The following is a 17,121-nucleotide window of genomic DNA, read 5'->3' as shown; positions in this document are numbered from 1 at the left end:
TAGAGAGCCTCCAACTCGAGAACACAGAAGTCGAGCACCAGTCTACCCGCAGCGGCCGCCGGGTTCGTCGCGGCGAAGACACGGCGAAGACGGGGCGCGGGATCACTCGCCGTCAGGAGTGCCGGCGGGTGCGCCGGTGAGTCGCGCGTAGAGCTCGGCGTAGCGATCGTAGGTGCGCGAGACGATCTCCTCGGGCAACACCGGAGGCTCGCCCTGACGGTCCCAGTTGGCCGAGAGCCAGTCGCGCACGATCTGCTTGTCGAACGAGGCCAGGCGATCCGCCCGCGGGTTGTGCTCGTCGAAGTACGCGGAGGCGTCCCAGTATCGCGACGAATCGCTCGTGAGCACCTCGTCGGCGAGTACCAGCTCGGCGGGATCCTCGGCGCGCGGATCGCGGCCGAACTCGAACTTGGTGTCGGCGAGTACGACGCCGCGCTCGGCGGCCAGGTCGCGGGCCGCGGTGAAGATGCGCAGCGATGCGTCGCGCAGGGCCGACGCGACCTCCTCGCCGACGAGCTCGACGCTCTGCTCGTAGGTGATGTTCTCGTCGTGCTCGCCGAGCGGGGCCTTGTACGCGGGGGTATAGATGGGGGTGTCGAGCAGGTCGCCGTCTTCGATGCCGGCGGGCAGCTCGATGCCGCAGACGGCTCCCGTGCGCTGGTACTCGGCGAAACCGGATCCCGTCAGCGCTCCGCGCACGACGCACTCGATCGGGTGCATCTCGAGCTTGCGGGTCACCACGGCGCGATCCGCGACCTCGTCCGGAACCGCGGGCGCACCGGCGCCCGCCAGATGGTTAGGGAGGTCGATGCGCTCGAACCACCAGTTCGACAGCGCGGTGAGCAGGGCGCCCTTGCCCGGGATCGGCGGCTCCAGCACGTGATCGAAGGCGCTCACGCGATTGCTCGCCACCACGAGCAGGTGCTCGTCGGATCCGTCGGCGGGGACGTAGAGGTCGCGCACCTTCCCGGAGTAGACGTGCGTCCAAGCGGCGAGCTGCTGAGGCGAGGCGAAATCGGTCACGACCTCCATTCTTCCACGCGAATTGCCACTCGAATGAGACCTCCTTGTCAGCGGGGAGGGCTACGCTTCCTATCGAGGGGAACCTCCGTGTCGCGGGCTCGCCGGGAGCCGGGCGCGAGGGAGACGATGACCCGGTGAGCAACGCTGAGGAGAAACATGATCCCGCTGGGACCGGTGGTGGCTCGGAGCCGCATGAAAGCCGCGCGGGCCGGGGTGTGGTCGTACGTGAGCGACCCCGCACGACGCGCCGAGTGGTGGCCGGAACTCGAGCTGGAGACGCGGATCGGCGGAGAGATCGCCGAGCGCTGGAGCGAAGGCTCGGGCGATGACGCCGTCAGCCGCGATGCGGCCGGCCGGGTGGACGTCTGGGTGGAGGGCCACGCGGTCGGCTTCACCTGGCGCGAAGCCGGCGATCCCCGCGACACGGCTGTGCTGCTGACCCTCCGCACGCAGGGCGGCGAGACCGGGGTCACCGTCACCGAGACCGGTTTCGACGCGCTGCCGGCTCCCGCCGAACGCGCCGCGGCCTCGCAGCAGGGTTGGGAGGTGCTGCTCGCCGCGCTGTCGCAGGCGATCGACGCCGGCGTCGCCGCGGGCATCATCACGGCGGAGGCGCCGCCCGCGCCCGCTGCAGAGCCGGAAGGCGTGGCCGCGGCGGACACCGGCGCGGACCGCATCGCCGAAGCCGCGATCGCGGATGCCGCGAGCCCCGACACCGGCGACGAGGGTGGGAGCGACGAGACCGTACCCGTCGCACGGCTGCCGCGCGAGGGCGCCGGCGACGGTCCGTTCGGAGCCATCGAGCTCGCACCCGAGGAGGTCGACGGCGAGGTCGTCGAGACCGAGACGGAGGTGTCGCTCGAACTCGACGCCGAGCCGCAGCTGGGCGAGCACCTCGAACTCGGCACCGCCTCCGTGCAGATCATCGAGCCCGATGCCGCGGCCGAGCCCGGCGCAGGAGACGGCGCCGCGAGCGGCGCGGCCGAGGCTGACGCTGGCGCCGAGGCTGAGGGGGCTGAGACCGCGGCGGGCCCGGCTGAGACCGAGGCCGCTGAAACGGCGGCGGATCCGGATCCCTCCGCCGGGGCCTCCGATCTGCCGCGGCAGTCGAAGCGACGCGCCGAACCCGAAGCGGACAGCCTCACGGGCGACCCCGACTTCGACGCTCTCATCCGGGGCCTCTGACCGACGCGCGCCTCGCGCGCTTGAACGCGAACGGCGCCCGCACCCCTCGACCGGGATGCGGGCGCCACGCGCGCTGCGCTACGCGACGCGCGCCGCGATGTCCGTGCGGTGCTGCGAGCCCTCGAGCGCGATCCGCCCCACCGCCTCGTAGGCGCGCTCGCGCGCCGCTGCGAAGTCTGCGCCGCGGGCGACGACGCCCAGCACCCGACCGCCCGTCGCGACCCAGCCGCCCTCGGCGTCGCGTTCGGTGGCTGCGTGCACCACGTGCACGCCCGGCACCCGCTCGGCGTCCTCGATCCCGGTGATCCCGCGCCCGGTGGCCACCTCGCCCGGGTAGCCCTCGCTCGCGACGACCACGATCACCGCGGGCTCGTCGGAGAACTCCGGAGCGGGCTGCGCTGCGAGCTGGCCCCGCGCTGCGGCCAGCAGATAGCGGCTGAGCGGCGACTCGAGGCGGGCCAGCACCACCTGGGTCTCGGGGTCGCCGAAGCGCGCGTTGAACTCGATGACGCGCACGCCCTTCGACGTCACGATGAGGCCGCAGTACAGCAGGCCGACGAACGGCGTGCCCTCGGCCTCGAGACGGCGCACCGTCGGCAGCGCCACCGTGCGGGTGATCTCCTCGACGAAGGCGTCGACGCCGCCGGGCAGCCAGGGCAGCGGAGAGTAGGCGCCCATACCGCCCGTGTTGGGGCCCTCGTCGCCGTCGAAGATGCGCTTGTAATCCTGGGCGGGGGTCAGCGGCAGCACGTCGTGGCCGTCGGCGAAGAAGAAGAGCGACACCTCCTGCCCGTCGAGGAACTCCTCGATCAGCACGTCGCCGTGGGGTGCCCAGGCCGCCACGTGGTCGAGCGCCGCCGCCCGATCCTCCGTCACCAGCACGCCCTTGCCCGCGGCGAGGCCGTCAGCCTTCACGACGTACGGAGCCCCGAACTCGTCGAGCACCGCGCCGGCCTCCTCCACCGAGGCGACCCGGGTCGCTCGCCCGGTGGGAACCTCGGCGGCATCCATGACGCGCTTGGCGAACGCCTTCGACCCCTCCAGCTGGGCGGCGGCCCGGTCGGGCCCGAACACCGGCACGCCCGCGGCGCGCAGCGGATCCGCGACCCCCGCCACCAGCGGGGCCTCGGGCCCGACCACGACCAGATCGAAGCCGCGCTCGCGCACGAACGCCGCGACGGCCTCGGGATCGGTGTAGGCCAGCTCGGGGGTCTCGACCCCGCTCGCAGAGATCCCGGCGTTGCCGGGAGCGCAGACGATCTCGTGATCGGGTGACTCCGAGCGGAGAGCGAGGACGATGGCGTGTTCGCGGGCACCCGGGCCCAGGACGAGAATCTTCACCGTTCCAGGATAGTGGGGTGGTGCGCCGGTACAGTGGGACGCGTGGCGAAGCGGAAGGTGTCGATCGAGGACGGGCGGGCCGCGCTCGCCGCAGTGCGGGCCGGAGCCGACGCCCGCACCGTGCTCGCGACCGCGGTGCGCTACCTGCTCGAGGAGCTCGCCGAGCGGGCGCCGGGCAACTCGGTCGAGGTGAGGGTGCCGCCGTTCGGTGCCACGCAGTGCGTCGCCGGTCCCCGCCACACGAGGGGCACCCCGCCCAATGTCATCGAGACCGATCCGGCGACCTGGATCGCCCTCGCGACGGGCGAGCTCGACTGGGAGACCGCTCTCGGCGCCGCGCGGGTCGTGGCCTCGGGATCCCGAGCCGACCTTCACGGGCTGCTCCCGCTCGCGTGACCGGCCCGCGCGATGCGCTCGCGTGACCGGCCCGCGCGACCGGCGAACCCGGCCGCCCGCGCACGGCGGTCTCGCACCGGCGTCGGAGCCGACGCACAGACGCAGGCTGCGACAATAGAGGCATGAGCACTCCCGATGCCGCGGGCGAGCAGCCGCAGCGCGCCGCCGTCGAACCCGAAACCGCAGAGGCCGCACCGGCCCCCGTCGAAGACGCCCTCGAACCGCACGTTCCCGTGATCGAGGAGACGGAGCACGAGGTGGTGCTGCAGCGCACCGTGCGCTACGGGCGTGTGCTCATCGGCGGCGCCGTGCTCGGCGCGATCGTGGCGATGCTCGCCTGCCTGCTCTTCCCCGTTCCCGAAGACGCCGAGTACACGATGGGGCAGGCCGTCGGCATCAGCGCGATCATCGGCGGCGCCATCGGCCTCGGCATCGCCGGGCTCTTCTCGATCGTCCTCGGATTCCTCGCGAAGCGCGGCAGCGGGGTCGGTGTCGCCATTCAGCGCGACGTGCGATAATCGCCCCATCACTCACGAACGGAGTTCATCCGATGCTTGGAAACCTGGGTGGAGCGCACCTCGTCGTCATCCTCTTCATTGTGCTGCTGCTCTTCGGTGCGCCGAAGCTGCCGGGGCTGGCGAAGAGCCTGGGCCAGTCGATGCGCATCCTCAAGAAGGAAGTGCGCAACGACGACGTCGAGGCCGCTCCTCGCGCCGACACCGTTGCGGAGGCGCCCGCCGTCCCCGCGGCTCAGGTCGCGACCGCTGCTCCGGCCGCAGCGCAGGAAGCGGCGCCTCAGCGCCCCGACCTGCCATAATGATCTGACCCTGACGATCGGAGTCCTCCAGCATGCTCGGCAACCTCAACGGCCCCACCCTGGTGGTCATCCTCTTCATCGTGCTGCTGCTCTTCGGTGCGCCGAAGCTGCCGGGGCTGGCGAAGAGCCTGGGCCAGTCGATGCGCATCCTCAAGAAGGAAGTGCGCAACGACGATGCCGAAGCCGGCACGGCCAAGCGCAGCGACGTCGCCCCTGAGGCGCCGAGCAGCGAGGCCGGGCGCACCGACACCGCGCGTCCCGAGTCGCGGGAGACCGGCGACGGCGCTCCTGGCGACAAGCCGTAACCGTCACTCCGAAACACCGCAGCGGGGGCCGCGCTCACTGAGCGCGGCCCCCGCTGTCGTCGTTCGGGGTGCCGGCCCTCAGCTCTCCTGCGTCGCCTCGACCCAGGCAAGATACTCGGCGTCGACGTTGCCCGCGATGTACTCGCCGGTGAAGCAGCTCTGCTCGAGCTCGGTCACGCGATCCTGGCCCTGCATGATGGCGCGGTTCATGCCCTCGACGCTCATGTAGATGAGGTGGTCGGCGCCCAGCTCGGCTGCGATCTCCTCGGAGCTGCGGCCGTGCGCGATCAGCTCGCCGCGCGAGGGCATGTTGATGCCGTAGACGTGCGGGAACACCACGGGGGGAGCAGCCGAGGCGAAGATGACCGACTTCGCGCCGGCGGCGCGGGCCATCTCGACGATCTCGCGCGAGGTGGTGCCGCGCACGATCGAGTCGTCGACGATGAGCACGTTCTTGCCCTTGAACTCGATGCTCATCGCGTTGAGCTTCTGGCGCACGCTCTTCTTGCGCACGGCCTGGCCGGGCATGATGAAGGTGCGGCCGACGTAGCGGTTCTTGAAGAAGCCCTCGCGGTACTCGATGCCGAGCTTCTGCGCGACCTGCATGGCGCTGGGGCGCGCGGAATCGGGGATCGGCATGACCACGTCGATGTCGACGTCGGGCAGCTGCTCGGCGATCTCCTCGGCGAGCACGTCGCCGAGACGCAGTCGCGCGTCGTACACCGCGATGCCGTCGAGCACCGAGTCGGGCCGGGCGAGGTAGATGTACTCGAAGGCGCAGGGCACGAGGCGGGTCTGCGCCGCGCACTGGCGCGACTCCATCGTGCCGTCGGGGGAGATGAGGATCGCCTCGCCCGGCTCGACGTCGCGCACGACCTCGTAGCCGCCCGACTCGAGCACCAGCGACTCGGAGGCGACGACCCACTCGTCCGCCCCGGAGGCGGCGGTGCGGCGGCCGAGCACGAGCGGACGGATGCCGTTCGGGTCGCGGAAGGCCAGCAGGCCGTAGCCCGCGATGAGCGCGATGGTGGCGTAGGAGCCCTCCACGCGCTGGTACACGCGGGAGACGGCCTCGAAGACTTGATCCGCGTCGAGCGAGAGGCCCGCGATGCCGGCCTGCAGCTCGTTCGCGAGCACGTTGAGCAGCAGCTCGGTGTCGGAGTGCGTGTTGAGGTGGCGGCGGTCGACGTTGTAGAGCTCGGCGGTGAGTTCACGGGTGTTCGTGAGGTTGCCGTTGTGCACCAGGATGATGCCGTACGGGGCGCCCACGTAGAAGGGCTGCGCCTCCTCTTCTGCCGCTGCCGAGCCCCGGGTGGCGTAGCGCACGTGCCCCAGGCCGATGTTGCCCTTCAGCGTGCGCATGTCGCGCGTGCGGTAGGCCTCGCGCACCTGCCCCTTCGCCTTCACCGCGTGGAAGAAGTCGCCGTCGAGCGTGGCGATGCCCGTCGAGTCCTGGCCGCGGTGCTGCAGGAGCAGGAGGCTGTCGTAGACCTGCTGGTTGACCGGTTCTTGCGAGACGATACCGACGATGCCGCACATGCTGGTGTGATGCTCCCTGGGATGCGATGGGACGTCAGACAGACGCAGGGTCTAGTGTCCCACATGCCGCTGTGTGCGCGAGGCCCTCGCCGATGCCGCCGCGGGGCACGGTACGCTGGTGGGGTGAGCGAAAACGCGTCGATCTATGCCCAGTCCGGAGTCGATACCGCGGCGGGCGACCTCGCCGTCGAACTGATGAAGTCCGCGGTGGGCCGCACGCACGGCCCCGAGGTGCTGGGCGGCGTCGGCGGTTTCGCCGGCATGTTCGACGCGAGCGCCCTGCTCGGCTACAAGCGGCCGCTGCTCGCCTCGTCGACCGACGGCGTCGGCACGAAGGTGGCCATCGCGCAGGCCATCGACAAGCACGACACGATCGGCCAGGATCTCGTCGCGATGGTCGTCGACGACATCGTGGTGGTCGGCGCGAAGCCGCTCTTCATGACCGACTACATCGCCTGCGGCAAGGTGGTGCCGCAGCGCATCGCCGACATCGTGCGCGGCATCGCCGAGGCCTGCGAGGCCACCGGCACGGCCCTCGTCGGCGGCGAGACCGCGGAGCACCCGGGTCTCCTCGGCCCCGACGACTACGACGTGGCGGGTGCGGCGACGGGCGTGGTCGAGGCCGACCGCATGCTGCAGCCGGCGCTCGTGCAGCACGGCGACGTGGTGCTCGCGATGGCGGCATCGGGGCTGCACTCCAACGGCTTCTCGCTCGTGCGGCACATCCTCTCGGAGCGCGGCATCGGCTACGGCGACCGCAGCGACGATCTGGGGGCGAGCTACGGCGAGGCCCTGCTCACGCCCACCGCGCTGTACACGGCTCCGCTGCTGCGCGTGCTCGACGACCCCTCGCTCGACGGCGCGATCCACGTGCTGAGCCACGTCACCGGCGGCGGTATCGCGGCGAACCTGGCGCGCGTTCTGCCGCAGGGTGCGTGGGTCGAGGTGGATCGCGCCTCGTGGTCGCCGCTGCCCGTCTTCCGCCACCTCGCTGAGCTGGGCGGTCACACGCTCGAATCGCTCGAGGGCGCCTGGAACCTCGGCATCGGCATGTTCGCGGTGGTGGCCGCGGATCGCGCCCCGCAGGTCGCTGCGGCGCTCACCGCGGAGGGACTCGACACCTGGGTCGCGGGCACGGTCTCGACGTCGGCGCGCGACTTCGCCGGCTTCGAGCAGGGCGCGAAGGGCGTCGACGGGGGCGCGGTGCGCCTCGTGGGCGGCTACGCGGGCTGAGCGCCGCGGCGCGCCGGCCTGGGCGGCCGGGCTGGTCGGGGGCGGCCGCACCGCCACAGGCTTCCGGCCGCACCGGCCCAGCCTTCCGGACGGATCGGCCCAGCCGGTCAGGCTCGCGCGATGAGGGCGGTCGCGATCGCCGCGAGGCCTTCGCCGCGGCCGGTGAAGCCGAGGTGGTCGGTGGTGGTGGCACCGAGGCTCACCGGAGCACCGACGAGGTCGCTCATGATCCGCTGCGCCTCGTCGCGGCGCGGTGAGAACTTCGGCCGGTTGCCCACGATCTGCACCGACACGTTGACCGGCCGCCAGCCGTGCGCGTTCAAGCGTGCGAGCGCCAGACGCACGAATCCGGTGCTCGCCGCGCCCTCGGTCTCGGGCTGATCGACTCCCACGAGACCGCCGATGTCGCCGAGGCCCGCCGCCGAGAGCAGCGCGTCGACCACGGCGTGGCAGACGGCGTCGCCGTCGCTGTGACCCGACAGGCCGGTCTCGCCCGGCCAGTCGAGGCCGGCCAGGCGCAGGGGCGATCCCGCGTCGTAGGCGTGCACGTCGAAGCCGGTGCCCACCCGGATCTGCGGAACGGCGGGGTGCGCGGCTTCCGCGGGGGCGCTCACGCCTCAGCCTCCAGACCGAGCAGGTTGGCGGTGAGGAAATGCTCGAGGATCGCCAGGTCGGCCGGCGTGGTCAGCTTGTGGGCGCGCTGCTCGCCAGGCACGGTCCGCACCAGTGCCCCGGCGCGCTGCACGACCTCGGCGTCGTCGGTGGGGAGGCCGCCCTCGTGCTGCAACTGCGCGGTGGCGTGCGCGGCTGCGAGGGTCTCGCGCACGAAGCCCTGAGGGGTCTGCACGGCCACGAGGGGCGCGCGGTCCACCGTCTCGTGCACGACCCCCGCGGCGTCGACGCGTTTGAGCGTGTCGACCACCGGCAGCGCCGGCACCACCGCGTCACCGGTGCGCCGCACCTCGGCGATCACCCGCTCGAACAGTGCGGCGCTCGCGAAGGGGCGGGCGGCGTCGTGCACGAGCACCGCCTCGACGCTCTCGGGCAGCGCGTCGAGTCCGAACCGCACCGACTCGTGGCGCTCGCGACCGCCGGGCACCACCGAGACGTCCCAGGAGGATCCCTCGGGCAGCACCTGCTCGACGATCTCGAGGGCATGCGCCGCGTGCGACTCGGGGGCGACCACCACGAGATGCCCGGGGTGGGGCAGGGAGGTGACGACGCCGATCCCGAACTCGAGCAGCGCCCGCCCGCGGAGCTCGACGAAGGCCTTGGGGGCCCCTGCGCCGAGTCGTTCGCCGCGCCCCGCAGCGACGAGCACGACGCCCAGGGCCGGCAGCTCGTGCGGAGTCGATCCGGGCACGTCGTTCGCGAGGGGGCTCATAGCCCCAGCGTACCCGCCCGGCACGGACACCGCGCGGGCCCGGACGCCTGCTGCGCGCCCCCGGGAGTCCGGTGCGCGAGACGCGGCGCGCGCTTCGAGCGCGGTGGAGCGGAGCCCGGCCGGGAGCCCCGGAAACGCGAAACGCCCCGCTCGGGGCGGGGCGTTTCGCGTGGGGGATCCGGGATCCCGAGGCGTGCGGATCAGGAGGCGAGCACCTGATCAAGCACCTCGGAGGCCTTCTCCTCATCGGTCTTCTCGGCGAGCGCGAGCTCGGATACGAGGATCTGGCGAGCCTTCGCGAGCATGCGCTTCTCGCCGGCGGAGAGCGAGCGCACCTCCTGGTCGCGGCGCCACAGATCGCGCACGACCTCGGACACCTTGATCACATCGCCCGAGGCGAGCTTCTCGGTGTTCGCCTTGTAGCGGCGCGACCAGTTGGTCGGCTCTTCGGTGAAGGGGGCGCGCAGCACCTCGAACACGCGCTCGAGGCCTTCCTTGTCGATGACATCGCGCACGCCGACGAGTTCGCAGTTCTCGGCCGGGACCTCGATGGTGAGATCGCCTTGATCCACCTGCAGCTTCAGAAAGAGCTTCTCTTCACCGCCGAGTTTGCGCTTCTTGACATCGATGATCCTGGCGGCACCGTGGTGGGGGAAGACGACGGTCTCTCCGACCTCAAATTGCATCGAGTTGGCTCCTTTACAGCAGTTCGGGTACTAGAATACCACACTCGTCACCTCTGGGTTAGGCTTACCTAAGCTGCGTCCGGCAAACGGGGACCGGTATGATGAGTTCAAACTGTGATCGCGTATGCGACGCATGTCATCGAACCACCGCTCGGAGGACCTCTTGAAGATTCGGATCGCCTCGTCCATCGCTCTCGCGGCGGCGCTCGCGCTCGGCGCGACGGGATGCAGCCTGATCGCACCCCAGGGCACCCTCGAGCCCTACGCTCCCAGCGACGGCCGCGACATCTCCACCAAGAACGTCGACGTGCGCAACATCATGCTCGTCGCCGACGAGACCGGCGAGAACTTCAACGTGGTGTTCAGCGCGGTCAACCGTAGCGGCAGCACGCAGCAGCTCACCATCAACTTCGTGGGCGCGGGCTCGTCCTCCGCCAGCGCCGAGTTCGACATCCCCACCGGCAACACCCGCTTCGGCAACCCCGACGGTGAGCAGACCCCGGTGCTCGTGTCGCTGCCCGGCCTCGCCGCCGGCGCCACGGTCACCGCCTACTTCCAGGCCGCCGGCAGCCCCGAGGTCGAGTACAAGGTCCCCGTGCTCGACGGCACGCTGGCCGAGTACCGCGACTACGTGCTGCCCGCCGACTTCAGCCGCGCCAGCGAGCAGGCCGAGCAGTCGACCGCCAAGCAGCAGGAGGCGGCAGAGTCGCACATCGCCGAGAACGACGAGGATCAGCCCCAGTAGCGCACTTCGTCCTCACGCAGAACGCCCCCGGATCCGCCTCTGGCAGATCCGGGGGCGTTCTGCGTGCGGTATCAGCGACTTTCCCCCGGCTCTGCCCCCGGAGGCCTGCGCAGTTCAGGCAGTGGATCGCAGCTCAAGCGGACGTTCTCGCCGAATTTCTCCGTCTGAACTGCGATCCACTGCCTGAACTGCGCCACCAGGGTGGGGGCAGGGTGAGGGAGGGAGGGGCAGGGTGGGGGAGGGCGGGGGTAGGGCGGGGCGATCAGCCGAAGCGGTAGCCCACTCCGCGCACGGTCGAGATGAGGGTCGGTTTGGAGGGCTCCTCCTCGATGCGCGCCCGGATCCGCTTGATGTGCACGTCGAGGGTCTTGGTGTCGCCGTAGTAGTTGCTGCCCCAGACCCGGTCGATCAGCTGACCGCGCGTCAGCACCCGCCCCGAGTGGCGCATCAGCATCTCCAGCAGCTCGAACTCGCGCAGCGGCATCGCGATCTCCTCGCCGCGCACGGTCACCGCGTGGCGCTCCGAGTCGAGGCGGATCCCGAGCTCGTCGAGCACCATCTCGTCGAGCTCCTCCTCGCGATCCTCCTCGCCGGCGCCCGAACGGCGCAGCGCCGCCCGAACGCGGGCGAGCAGCTCGCGGGTGGAGTAGGGCTTCGTGATGTAGTCGTCGGCACCGAGTTCGAGGCCCACGACGATGTCGATCTCGCTGTCCTTCGCGGTGAGCATGATGACGGGCACGCGGGAGGTGAGGCGGATCGCGCGGCAGACCTCCGTACCGGGCAGGCCGGGCAGCATGAGGTCGAGCAGCACGAGGTCGGGGCGCGAGCTGCCGAACACGGTGACCGCCTCGGCGCCGTCGTCCACCACCGTCACCCGGTAGCCCTCCCGCTCCAACAGGAAGGCGAGCGGGCGGGAGATCGACTCCTCGTCCTCGACGAGCAGGATGTGCTGGGCCACTGCGGGGTCCTTTCGTGCGGGCTTACGGGGCCGGTTCGGGGGCGGGTGCGGTCTCGGCGGATCCGCGCGTCGAGCGTCGCGCCTTCTTCGCGCGCTTCGAGCTCTTCGCCGAGCCCTCGGGGTCGTGGAGCGGGAACGCGAGCGTGAAGCTCGAGCCGACGCCCGGCTGCGACCACACGTCGACGTCGCCACCGTGCGCGCGCATGGTGTGGCGGGCGATGCTGAGGCCGAGGCCGGTGCCGCCGTCGCCGCGGGTGCGGGCGCCGTCGACGCGGTAGAAGCGCTCGAAGATGCGGGACTGGTGCTCCGGGGCGATGCCCGCGCCCTGGTCGGTGACGGTCACGATGAAGCTGCGGCGGCGGATCGTCATGCCGACACCCACCCGGCCCCCGTCGGGGGAGTGCCGGATCGCGTTGCTCAGCAGGTTCGCGACGGCCGCGCCGAGCGAAGCGGGGCGGCCGAGGATCACCGCATCGCGGTCCTGATCCGACTCGTCGGTGACGACCAGCTCGATGCCGTGCTGCACCGCGAACTCCCGGTGCGACTCCACCTCGCTGCGCACGAGGTTGCGCAGCGACACCGATTCGCGGTCCTCGGGCCGCAGCGCGGACTGCGCCTCGGAGAGCTGGATGATGTCGCGGCTCAGCTCGCCCAGCCGGCGCGACTCCTTCACGAGGCTCTTCGCGAAGTCGAGCACCACCGCGGGCTCGTCGGCGGCCTGCTGCACGGCCTCGGAGAGCAGCCCGATCGCGGCGATGGGGGTCTTCAACTCGTGGCTCACGTTCGCGATGAAGTCGCGTCGCATCGCGTTCACGCGCTGTTCCTCGCCGAGGTCCTCGGCGAGGATCACGGCGAAGCGTCGCTGGATGCGCACGATGTGGATGCGGACCGTGTCGGAGGGGTCCGTCGGATCCGGTTCGTGCGTGTCGGGGACGCCGGTGGTCATCACGCGCCGCACCCGCAGCAGGAAGTCGGGATCGCGGATGTCGTCGTCGCTGATGTGGCGCTCCTGGCGCGCGATCGGGTTCGCGTATACAGGGGTGAGCGAGGAATCGAGCACCACCGCGAACATGTCGATCTCGTCAAGGATCGTGGTGGCGACCTCTTCGAGCTCGGGGCGCAGCTCCGCCGCTCGGCGACGGCCCGCTCGGCGCATGCCCAGGATGGCGACGGCGACGCCCGCGCCGGCCACCGCCCCCAGCGCCGTCGAGGCGAGAACGAGCAGGGAGGGGTCCATGTCTTTTATCGTAGAGGTGGCCCCCGGCGGGAGATCCAGAGTTCAACTGTTGTTCACCTGCCCGTGCGCCGCGGTTCACCGGCCCGGCCCAGACTGGTGAGGGTGCCCGTTGGGCGCAGGATTTAGAGAGGAAACGGCATGCGTGAGGTCTTTCAGCAGGAACTGCGCGAGGTGCAGGAGCGACTGGTCAAGATCGCCGAGCTCGTAGAGGCGGCGATCGAGAACGCCACCGCAGCCTTCGGCAACTCCGACGTCGCGCTCGCGGAGCAGGTGCTCGACGGCGCCGAGGAGATCGATGTGCTCGCGGCGCAGCTCGATCAGCTCACGATCGACATCCTGGCCCGCCAGCAGCCGGTCGCCTCCGACCTGCGGCTCATGGTCGGCGCCCTGCGCATGAGCGCCTCGCTGGAGCGCATGGGCGACCTCGCGCAGCACATCGCGCAGCTCGCGCGCTACCGTTACCCCGAGAGCGCGATCCCGAAGGGCCTCAAAAAGATCTTCGTCCGCATGGGGGCGCTCGACGTCGAGATGGCGAGCAAGATCGTCGAGCTGCTCGGCGCGCTGGATCCGCGGGTCATCGAGGAGGTGCGCGACCTCGACGACGATCTCGACGAGCTGCACGCCAAGGTGTTCGAGAAGGTGCTCAGCGACAAGCTCGCCGACAACCCGATGGGGGCCGTCGATGCGACGCTCGCGAGCCGCTACCACGAGCGCTTCGGCGACCACGCGGTGAGCATCGCGAAGCAGGTGCAGTTCTTCCTGAGCGGCACGCTCGACTGAACGCGGTCGAGGGGCGCGCGTCGGAATCGATCGCGCGTCTGCCGCGCTCGCGTCTGCCGCGCGGCCGGCCGCAGGTAGGCTTAGAGGGTGAAACAACGCATCTACGACTCGCGCGCGCAGCAGGTCGTCGATCTCGAGCCCCGCGAAGCGGGCCGGATCGGCCTCTACGTCTGCGGCCCGACCGTGCAGTCGGCCCCCCACATCGGGCACCTGCGCAGTGCGCTCGTCTACGACCAGATGCGGCGTTGGTTCACGGCGAGCGGGCACGACGTCACGCTGATCCGCAACGTCACCGACATCGACGACAAGATCCTCGACCACGCCCGGGCGGCGCAGCAGACCGGCTCGAGCGAGCAGTGGTGGGCGCTCGCCTACCGGGTGGAGCGGGAGTTCACCGCCGCGTATGACGCGATCGGCGTGCTGCCGCCCACGTACGAGCCGCGGGCGACCGCGAACGTCGCCGAGATGGTGGCGCTCATCGAACGGCTCGTCGAGCGCGGCCACGCCTACGCGGCGACCGACGGTTCGGGCAGCGTCTACTTCGACACGGCCAGCTGGCCGGAGTACGGCACGCTGACGCGCCAGAGCCGCGACCAGATGGAGGACGCCGCCGATTCGGCGAACGCGGGCGGCAAGCGCAACCCGCAAGACTTCGCTCTGTGGAAGGCGCACCGCGAGCACGAGCCAGTCTCGGCGTCGTGGGAGTCGCCGTGGGGGCGCGGCCGGCCCGGCTGGCACATCGAGTGCTCGGCGATGGCGACGCGCTACCTCGGCGAGGAGTTCGACATTCACGGCGGCGGGCTCGACCTGCGCTTCCCGCACCACGAGAACGAGCTGGCGCAGTCGCAGGCGGCCGGTCACCCGTTCGCGCGCCACTGGATTCACAACGGCCTGGTGAACACGGGCGGCCAGAAGATGTCGAAGTCGCTCGGCAACTCGCTGTTCGCGGCGGATCTGCTCTCGGCGGCGCGTCCCATCGTGCTGCGCTACTTCCTCGGATCCGCCCATTACCGCTCGGTGCTCGAGTTCTCGGAGCACTCGCTGGTCGAGGCGGAGGCCGCGTTCTCGCGGATCGAGGGCTTCCTGGAGCGCGCGGAGAAGTACGGCGAGTCCGAGAGCGCCCGGCACCAGATGATGGAGTTCGACACGGGAGCGAGCGGAGGCCTGCTGCCGGCACGTTTCGAAGCCCTGGAGCACCTGGGCCGTCCCGCCGAGTTCGACGCGGCCATGTATGACGACTTCGCGATTCCGCAGGCGCTCGCGGTGCTGCACGGCGCCGTGCGCGCCGGCAACGCGGCGATCGATGCCGATGACGCCGTCGAGGTGCGGGTACGGGAAGCCGAGGTCGTCGCCATGCTCGACGTGCTCGGCCTCGACCCGCGCGCGCAGTCGTGGGAGGCAGCCGCCGGCGGATCCGCCGCCGATGATGCGGCCGCAGCCGCCCTCGACGCGCTCGTGCAGCAGCTCTCGGATGAGCGCGCCGAGGCCCGCAAGAACAAAGACTTCGCATTGAGCGACGCGATCCGCGACCGCCTGCTGGTAGTCGGCATCGCGCTGGAAGACACACCGAACGGAACCCGCTGGAGCCTGTCATGAGTAATAAGAAGAGCCGTACCGGCGCCGTTCGCAAGAAGGGTCTCGGCAAGGCCGTCGGCTCGGGCGGGCAGGGGCGTCAAGCGCTCGAAGGCCGGGGCCCCACGCCGCGCGCCGAAGACCGCGAGTATCACGCCGCGTACAAGGCCAAGAAGTCGCGCGAGCGCTACGAAGCGGCGAAGCAGCGGCACGCGGGAGGCGCCGGACGCGCTCCCGAGCGCGGTCGCGGCGGGGCGAAGAAGGACGAGTCCGAACTCGTGACCGGCCGCAACGCCGTGCTCGAAGCCCTGCGCACCCGCATCCCCGCCACCACGCTGTACATCGCCGCCCGCATCGAGATGGACGACCGCACGCGCGAGATCCTGCGCCTCGCGACGAACCGCAACCTGCCGGTGCTCGAGGTGATGCGCCCCGAGATGGATCGCATGACCGAGCGCGACACGGTGCACCAGGGCGTGGTGCTCAAGGTGCCCCCGATGGAGTACGCGCACCCCCTGGAGATGCTCGACGAGATCATCGGCCGCAACGAGGTGCCGCTGATCGTCGCGCTCGACGGCGTCACCGATCCCCGCAACCTGGGAGCGATCATCCGCTCGACCGCCGCCTTCGGCGGGCAGGGCGTCGTCGTGCCGCAGCGCCGCTCGGCCGGCCTCAACTCGGCAGCCTGGAAGACCTCGGCCGGCGCCGCCGCGCGCGTCCCCGTGGCGATGGCGTCGAACCTCACGCAGACCCTCAAGGAGTTCAAGAAGCAGGGCGTCTTCGTGCTCGGGCTCGACGGCGGCGGCGACGTGTCGCTGCCGGGACTCGAACTCGCGGATCGCCCGCTCGTGCTCGTGATCGGCAGCGAAGGCAAGGGGCTGTCGCGGCTCGTCACCGAGCACTGCGACGCCGTCGTGTCGATCCCGATCTCCTCGGCGACCGAGTCGCTGAACGCCGGCATCGCGGCGAGCGTGGCCCTCTACGAGGTGGCGAAGCTCCGCGCGGAGTAGTCCAGCCGTGCGGGCCGGGCAGGCACCCGGGTTCGGGGCCGGCGCGTCCGCACAGCTGCCGCGCGTGCTCCGTTGCCCGCGCGTGCTCCGTTGCCTGAGCGTGCTCCGTGCCCGAGCGTCGACGGAGCCGCCTCACAGCACTGTGAGATCTGTGGCGCGCCAGCGCCCGGCGACGTGCTCGAAGCGCAGTGCGACGGCGCAGGAGCGCGGTTGGGCGTAGAGCACCACGGTCGCCTCGACGACGTGGGGGAGCGGGCGCCCGATGTGGGCGCGGCCTGGAGTTGCGACGATGCGGCGCTCGTCGCGGTAGACGGTGCGCCGTTCGGTGCGGGCCGCGCGGCGCTCGCGCAGATTCTGCACGACCTCCGAGGTGACCCAGCCGCCGAGTTGCGCGATCGCGCGGGTGCCCTCCAGCGCCTCGAAGGCGTAGAGCGCGAGCTTCTGGATCAGCTGCGCGGACGGTGCGGGGATCGCCTCGTCCGAACCCGGTTCCGCGGATGCCCGGTGAGCGGATGCCGCAAGCGCGGGAACCGCGTGCAGATGGCGGGCGGGGGCGCTGCGCTCCGGAGCTGCGGGAGTGGGCGCCGGGGCGGCACCCCGTTCGGATCCGGGCGGAGGGGCCGGGCGCATCAGGGCGTTGCGGGCGGGCCTGCGAACGGCGGAAGGGGGCATGATGGTCTCCTTTCGGCCCGGCGATGAGGGCGCCGGGCGATGATGCGACAGTGCATCGTCGTGACATCCGCGGCAGCTGTCGCGGAGTCAGTGGAAGGTCCATGCTAGAGAATGCTCGGTGGAGGCGGTCAAGTGCGTTTGGAAACTGGTCGAAAAAGCTGTGTTTTTTCTGTGTTTTAATGTGGAATCGCCGATTTGCCGGTGATGGGTTGGATCTTGGTGTGAAGTCGAGCGGCGC

17 protein-coding genes and 1 pseudogene are annotated in these 17,121 nt (G+C 70.9%); 10 read left to right on the top strand and 8 right to left on the bottom strand.

Going from position 1 to position 17,121, the window contains the following annotated elements:
* Positions 1 to 102: 102 nt before the first annotated feature.
* Positions 103 to 1,032, bottom strand: a complete 930-nt coding sequence (locus tag H629_RS0106485; RefSeq protein WP_029746658.1) for a phosphoribosylaminoimidazolesuccinocarboxamide synthase — start codon at positions 1,030 to 1,032, stop codon at positions 103 to 105.
* Positions 1,033 to 1,179: 147 nt separating this feature from the next.
* Here H629_RS0106485 and H629_RS0106480 point away from each other — a divergent pair, with 147 nt between their 5' ends.
* Entirely contained in the window at positions 1,180 to 2,208 is a 1,029-nt protein-coding gene (locus tag H629_RS0106480) for an SRPBCC family protein (RefSeq protein ID WP_024356482.1), read from the top strand.
* Between the two features lie 78 nt (positions 2,209 to 2,286).
* Here H629_RS0106480 and purD read toward each other — a convergent pair whose 3' ends face one another.
* Entirely contained in the window at positions 2,287 to 3,549 is a 1,263-nt protein-coding gene (gene purD / locus H629_RS0106475; RefSeq protein ID WP_024356481.1) for a phosphoribosylamine--glycine ligase, read from the bottom strand.
* A gap of 42 nt (positions 3,550 to 3,591) precedes the next feature.
* Between purD and H629_RS0106470 the strand changes: the two genes are divergently transcribed.
* The 4 genes from H629_RS0106470 (at position 3,592) to H629_RS0106455 (ending at position 5,067) form a co-directional block, all read left to right on the top strand.
* On the top strand, positions 3,592 to 3,945 hold the full coding sequence (locus H629_RS0106470; protein WP_024356480.1) for a sterol carrier family protein: 354 nt from the start codon (positions 3,592 to 3,594) through the stop codon (positions 3,943 to 3,945).
* Positions 3,946 to 4,067: 122 nt separating this feature from the next.
* Positions 4,068 to 4,463 carry a hypothetical protein gene (locus H629_RS0106465; protein ID WP_024356479.1) on the top strand — a complete coding sequence of 132 codons (396 nt, stop codon included), beginning with the start codon at positions 4,068 to 4,070 and terminating at the stop codon, positions 4,461 to 4,463.
* A 32-nt stretch (positions 4,464 to 4,495) separates the two neighbouring features.
* A complete protein-coding gene (gene tatA / locus H629_RS0106460) occupies positions 4,496 to 4,762 on the top strand; it encodes a twin-arginine translocase TatA/TatE family subunit (RefSeq protein ID WP_024356478.1) in 267 nt (88 codons plus the stop codon).
* A gap of 32 nt (positions 4,763 to 4,794) precedes the next feature.
* Positions 4,795 to 5,067 (top strand): twin-arginine translocase TatA/TatE family subunit, encoded by a 273-nt coding sequence (locus H629_RS0106455; RefSeq protein WP_024356477.1) that lies wholly within the window; start codon positions 4,795 to 4,797, stop codon positions 5,065 to 5,067.
* A gap of 78 nt (positions 5,068 to 5,145) precedes the next feature.
* Here the strand turns inward: H629_RS0106455 and purF are convergent, their stop codons facing one another.
* On the bottom strand, positions 5,146 to 6,606 hold the full coding sequence (gene purF / locus H629_RS0106450) for an amidophosphoribosyltransferase (protein WP_024356476.1): 1,461 nt from the start codon (positions 6,604 to 6,606) through the stop codon (positions 5,146 to 5,148).
* A 123-nt stretch (positions 6,607 to 6,729) separates the two neighbouring features.
* Between purF and purM the strand changes: the two genes are divergently transcribed.
* A complete protein-coding gene (gene purM / locus H629_RS0106445) occupies positions 6,730 to 7,839 on the top strand; it encodes a phosphoribosylformylglycinamidine cyclo-ligase (RefSeq protein WP_024356475.1) in 1,110 nt (369 codons plus the stop codon).
* Positions 7,840 to 7,946: 107 nt separating this feature from the next.
* On the opposite strand, the pseudogene ispD reads toward purM, so the two are convergent.
* Together ispD and H629_RS0106430 are read right to left on the bottom strand one after the other, a co-directional pair.
* A pseudogene (gene ispD, locus H629_RS15730) lies at positions 7,947 to 9,223 on the bottom strand (2-C-methyl-D-erythritol 4-phosphate cytidylyltransferase).
* A 200-nt stretch (positions 9,224 to 9,423) separates the two neighbouring features.
* Positions 9,424 to 9,909 (bottom strand): CarD family transcriptional regulator, encoded by a 486-nt coding sequence (locus H629_RS0106430; protein ID WP_017883579.1) that lies wholly within the window; start codon positions 9,907 to 9,909, stop codon positions 9,424 to 9,426.
* A 163-nt stretch (positions 9,910 to 10,072) separates the two neighbouring features.
* On the opposite strand from H629_RS0106430, the gene H629_RS0106425 reads away from it, so the two are divergent.
* On the top strand, positions 10,073 to 10,654 hold the full coding sequence (locus tag H629_RS0106425) for a hypothetical protein (protein WP_024356472.1): 582 nt from the start codon (positions 10,073 to 10,075) through the stop codon (positions 10,652 to 10,654).
* Between the two features lie 262 nt (positions 10,655 to 10,916).
* Here H629_RS0106425 and H629_RS0106420 read toward each other — a convergent pair whose 3' ends face one another.
* Both H629_RS0106420 and H629_RS0106415 read right to left on the bottom strand, forming a co-directional pair.
* Positions 10,917 to 11,612: a response regulator transcription factor gene (locus H629_RS0106420; protein WP_024356471.1), complete on the bottom strand. Its 696-nt coding sequence runs from the start codon at positions 11,610 to 11,612 to the stop codon at positions 10,917 to 10,919.
* Between the two features lie 22 nt (positions 11,613 to 11,634).
* Entirely contained in the window at positions 11,635 to 12,849 is a 1,215-nt protein-coding gene (locus H629_RS0106415) for a sensor histidine kinase (protein WP_024356470.1), read from the bottom strand.
* A 138-nt stretch (positions 12,850 to 12,987) separates the two neighbouring features.
* Here H629_RS0106415 and phoU point away from each other — a divergent pair, with 138 nt between their 5' ends.
* The 3 genes from phoU to rlmB all read left to right on the top strand — a co-directional run bounded on the left by phoU (position 12,988) and on the right by rlmB (position 16,211).
* Positions 12,988 to 13,629: a phosphate signaling complex protein PhoU gene (gene phoU / locus H629_RS0106410; RefSeq protein WP_024356469.1), complete on the top strand. Its 642-nt coding sequence runs from the start codon at positions 12,988 to 12,990 to the stop codon at positions 13,627 to 13,629.
* An 87-nt stretch (positions 13,630 to 13,716) separates the two neighbouring features.
* Complete coding sequence (gene cysS, locus H629_RS0106405) at positions 13,717 to 15,225, top strand: cysteine--tRNA ligase (protein ID WP_024356468.1); 1,509 nt, start codon at positions 13,717 to 13,719, stop codon at positions 15,223 to 15,225.
* Positions 15,222 to 16,211 (top strand): 23S rRNA (guanosine(2251)-2'-O)-methyltransferase RlmB, encoded by a 990-nt coding sequence (gene rlmB / locus H629_RS0106400; protein WP_024356467.1) that lies wholly within the window; start codon positions 15,222 to 15,224, stop codon positions 16,209 to 16,211. Before cysS ends, rlmB begins: the two co-directional genes overlap by 4 nt.
* 132 nt (positions 16,212 to 16,343) lie before the next feature.
* On the opposite strand, the gene H629_RS0106395 is transcribed toward rlmB, so the two are convergent.
* Entirely contained in the window at positions 16,344 to 16,883 is a 540-nt protein-coding gene (locus H629_RS0106395; protein ID WP_024356466.1) for an Rv3235 family protein, read from the bottom strand.
* Between the last annotated feature and the right edge of the window lie 238 nt (positions 16,884 to 17,121).

This window comes from Leucobacter chironomi DSM 19883 (assembly GCF_000421845.1).
GTDB lineage: Bacteria > Actinomycetota > Actinomycetes > Actinomycetales > Microbacteriaceae > Leucobacter > Leucobacter chironomi.
The sequence above is the reverse complement of the archived record's forward strand: the minus strand, read 5'-3'. Positions and strand labels throughout refer to the sequence as shown.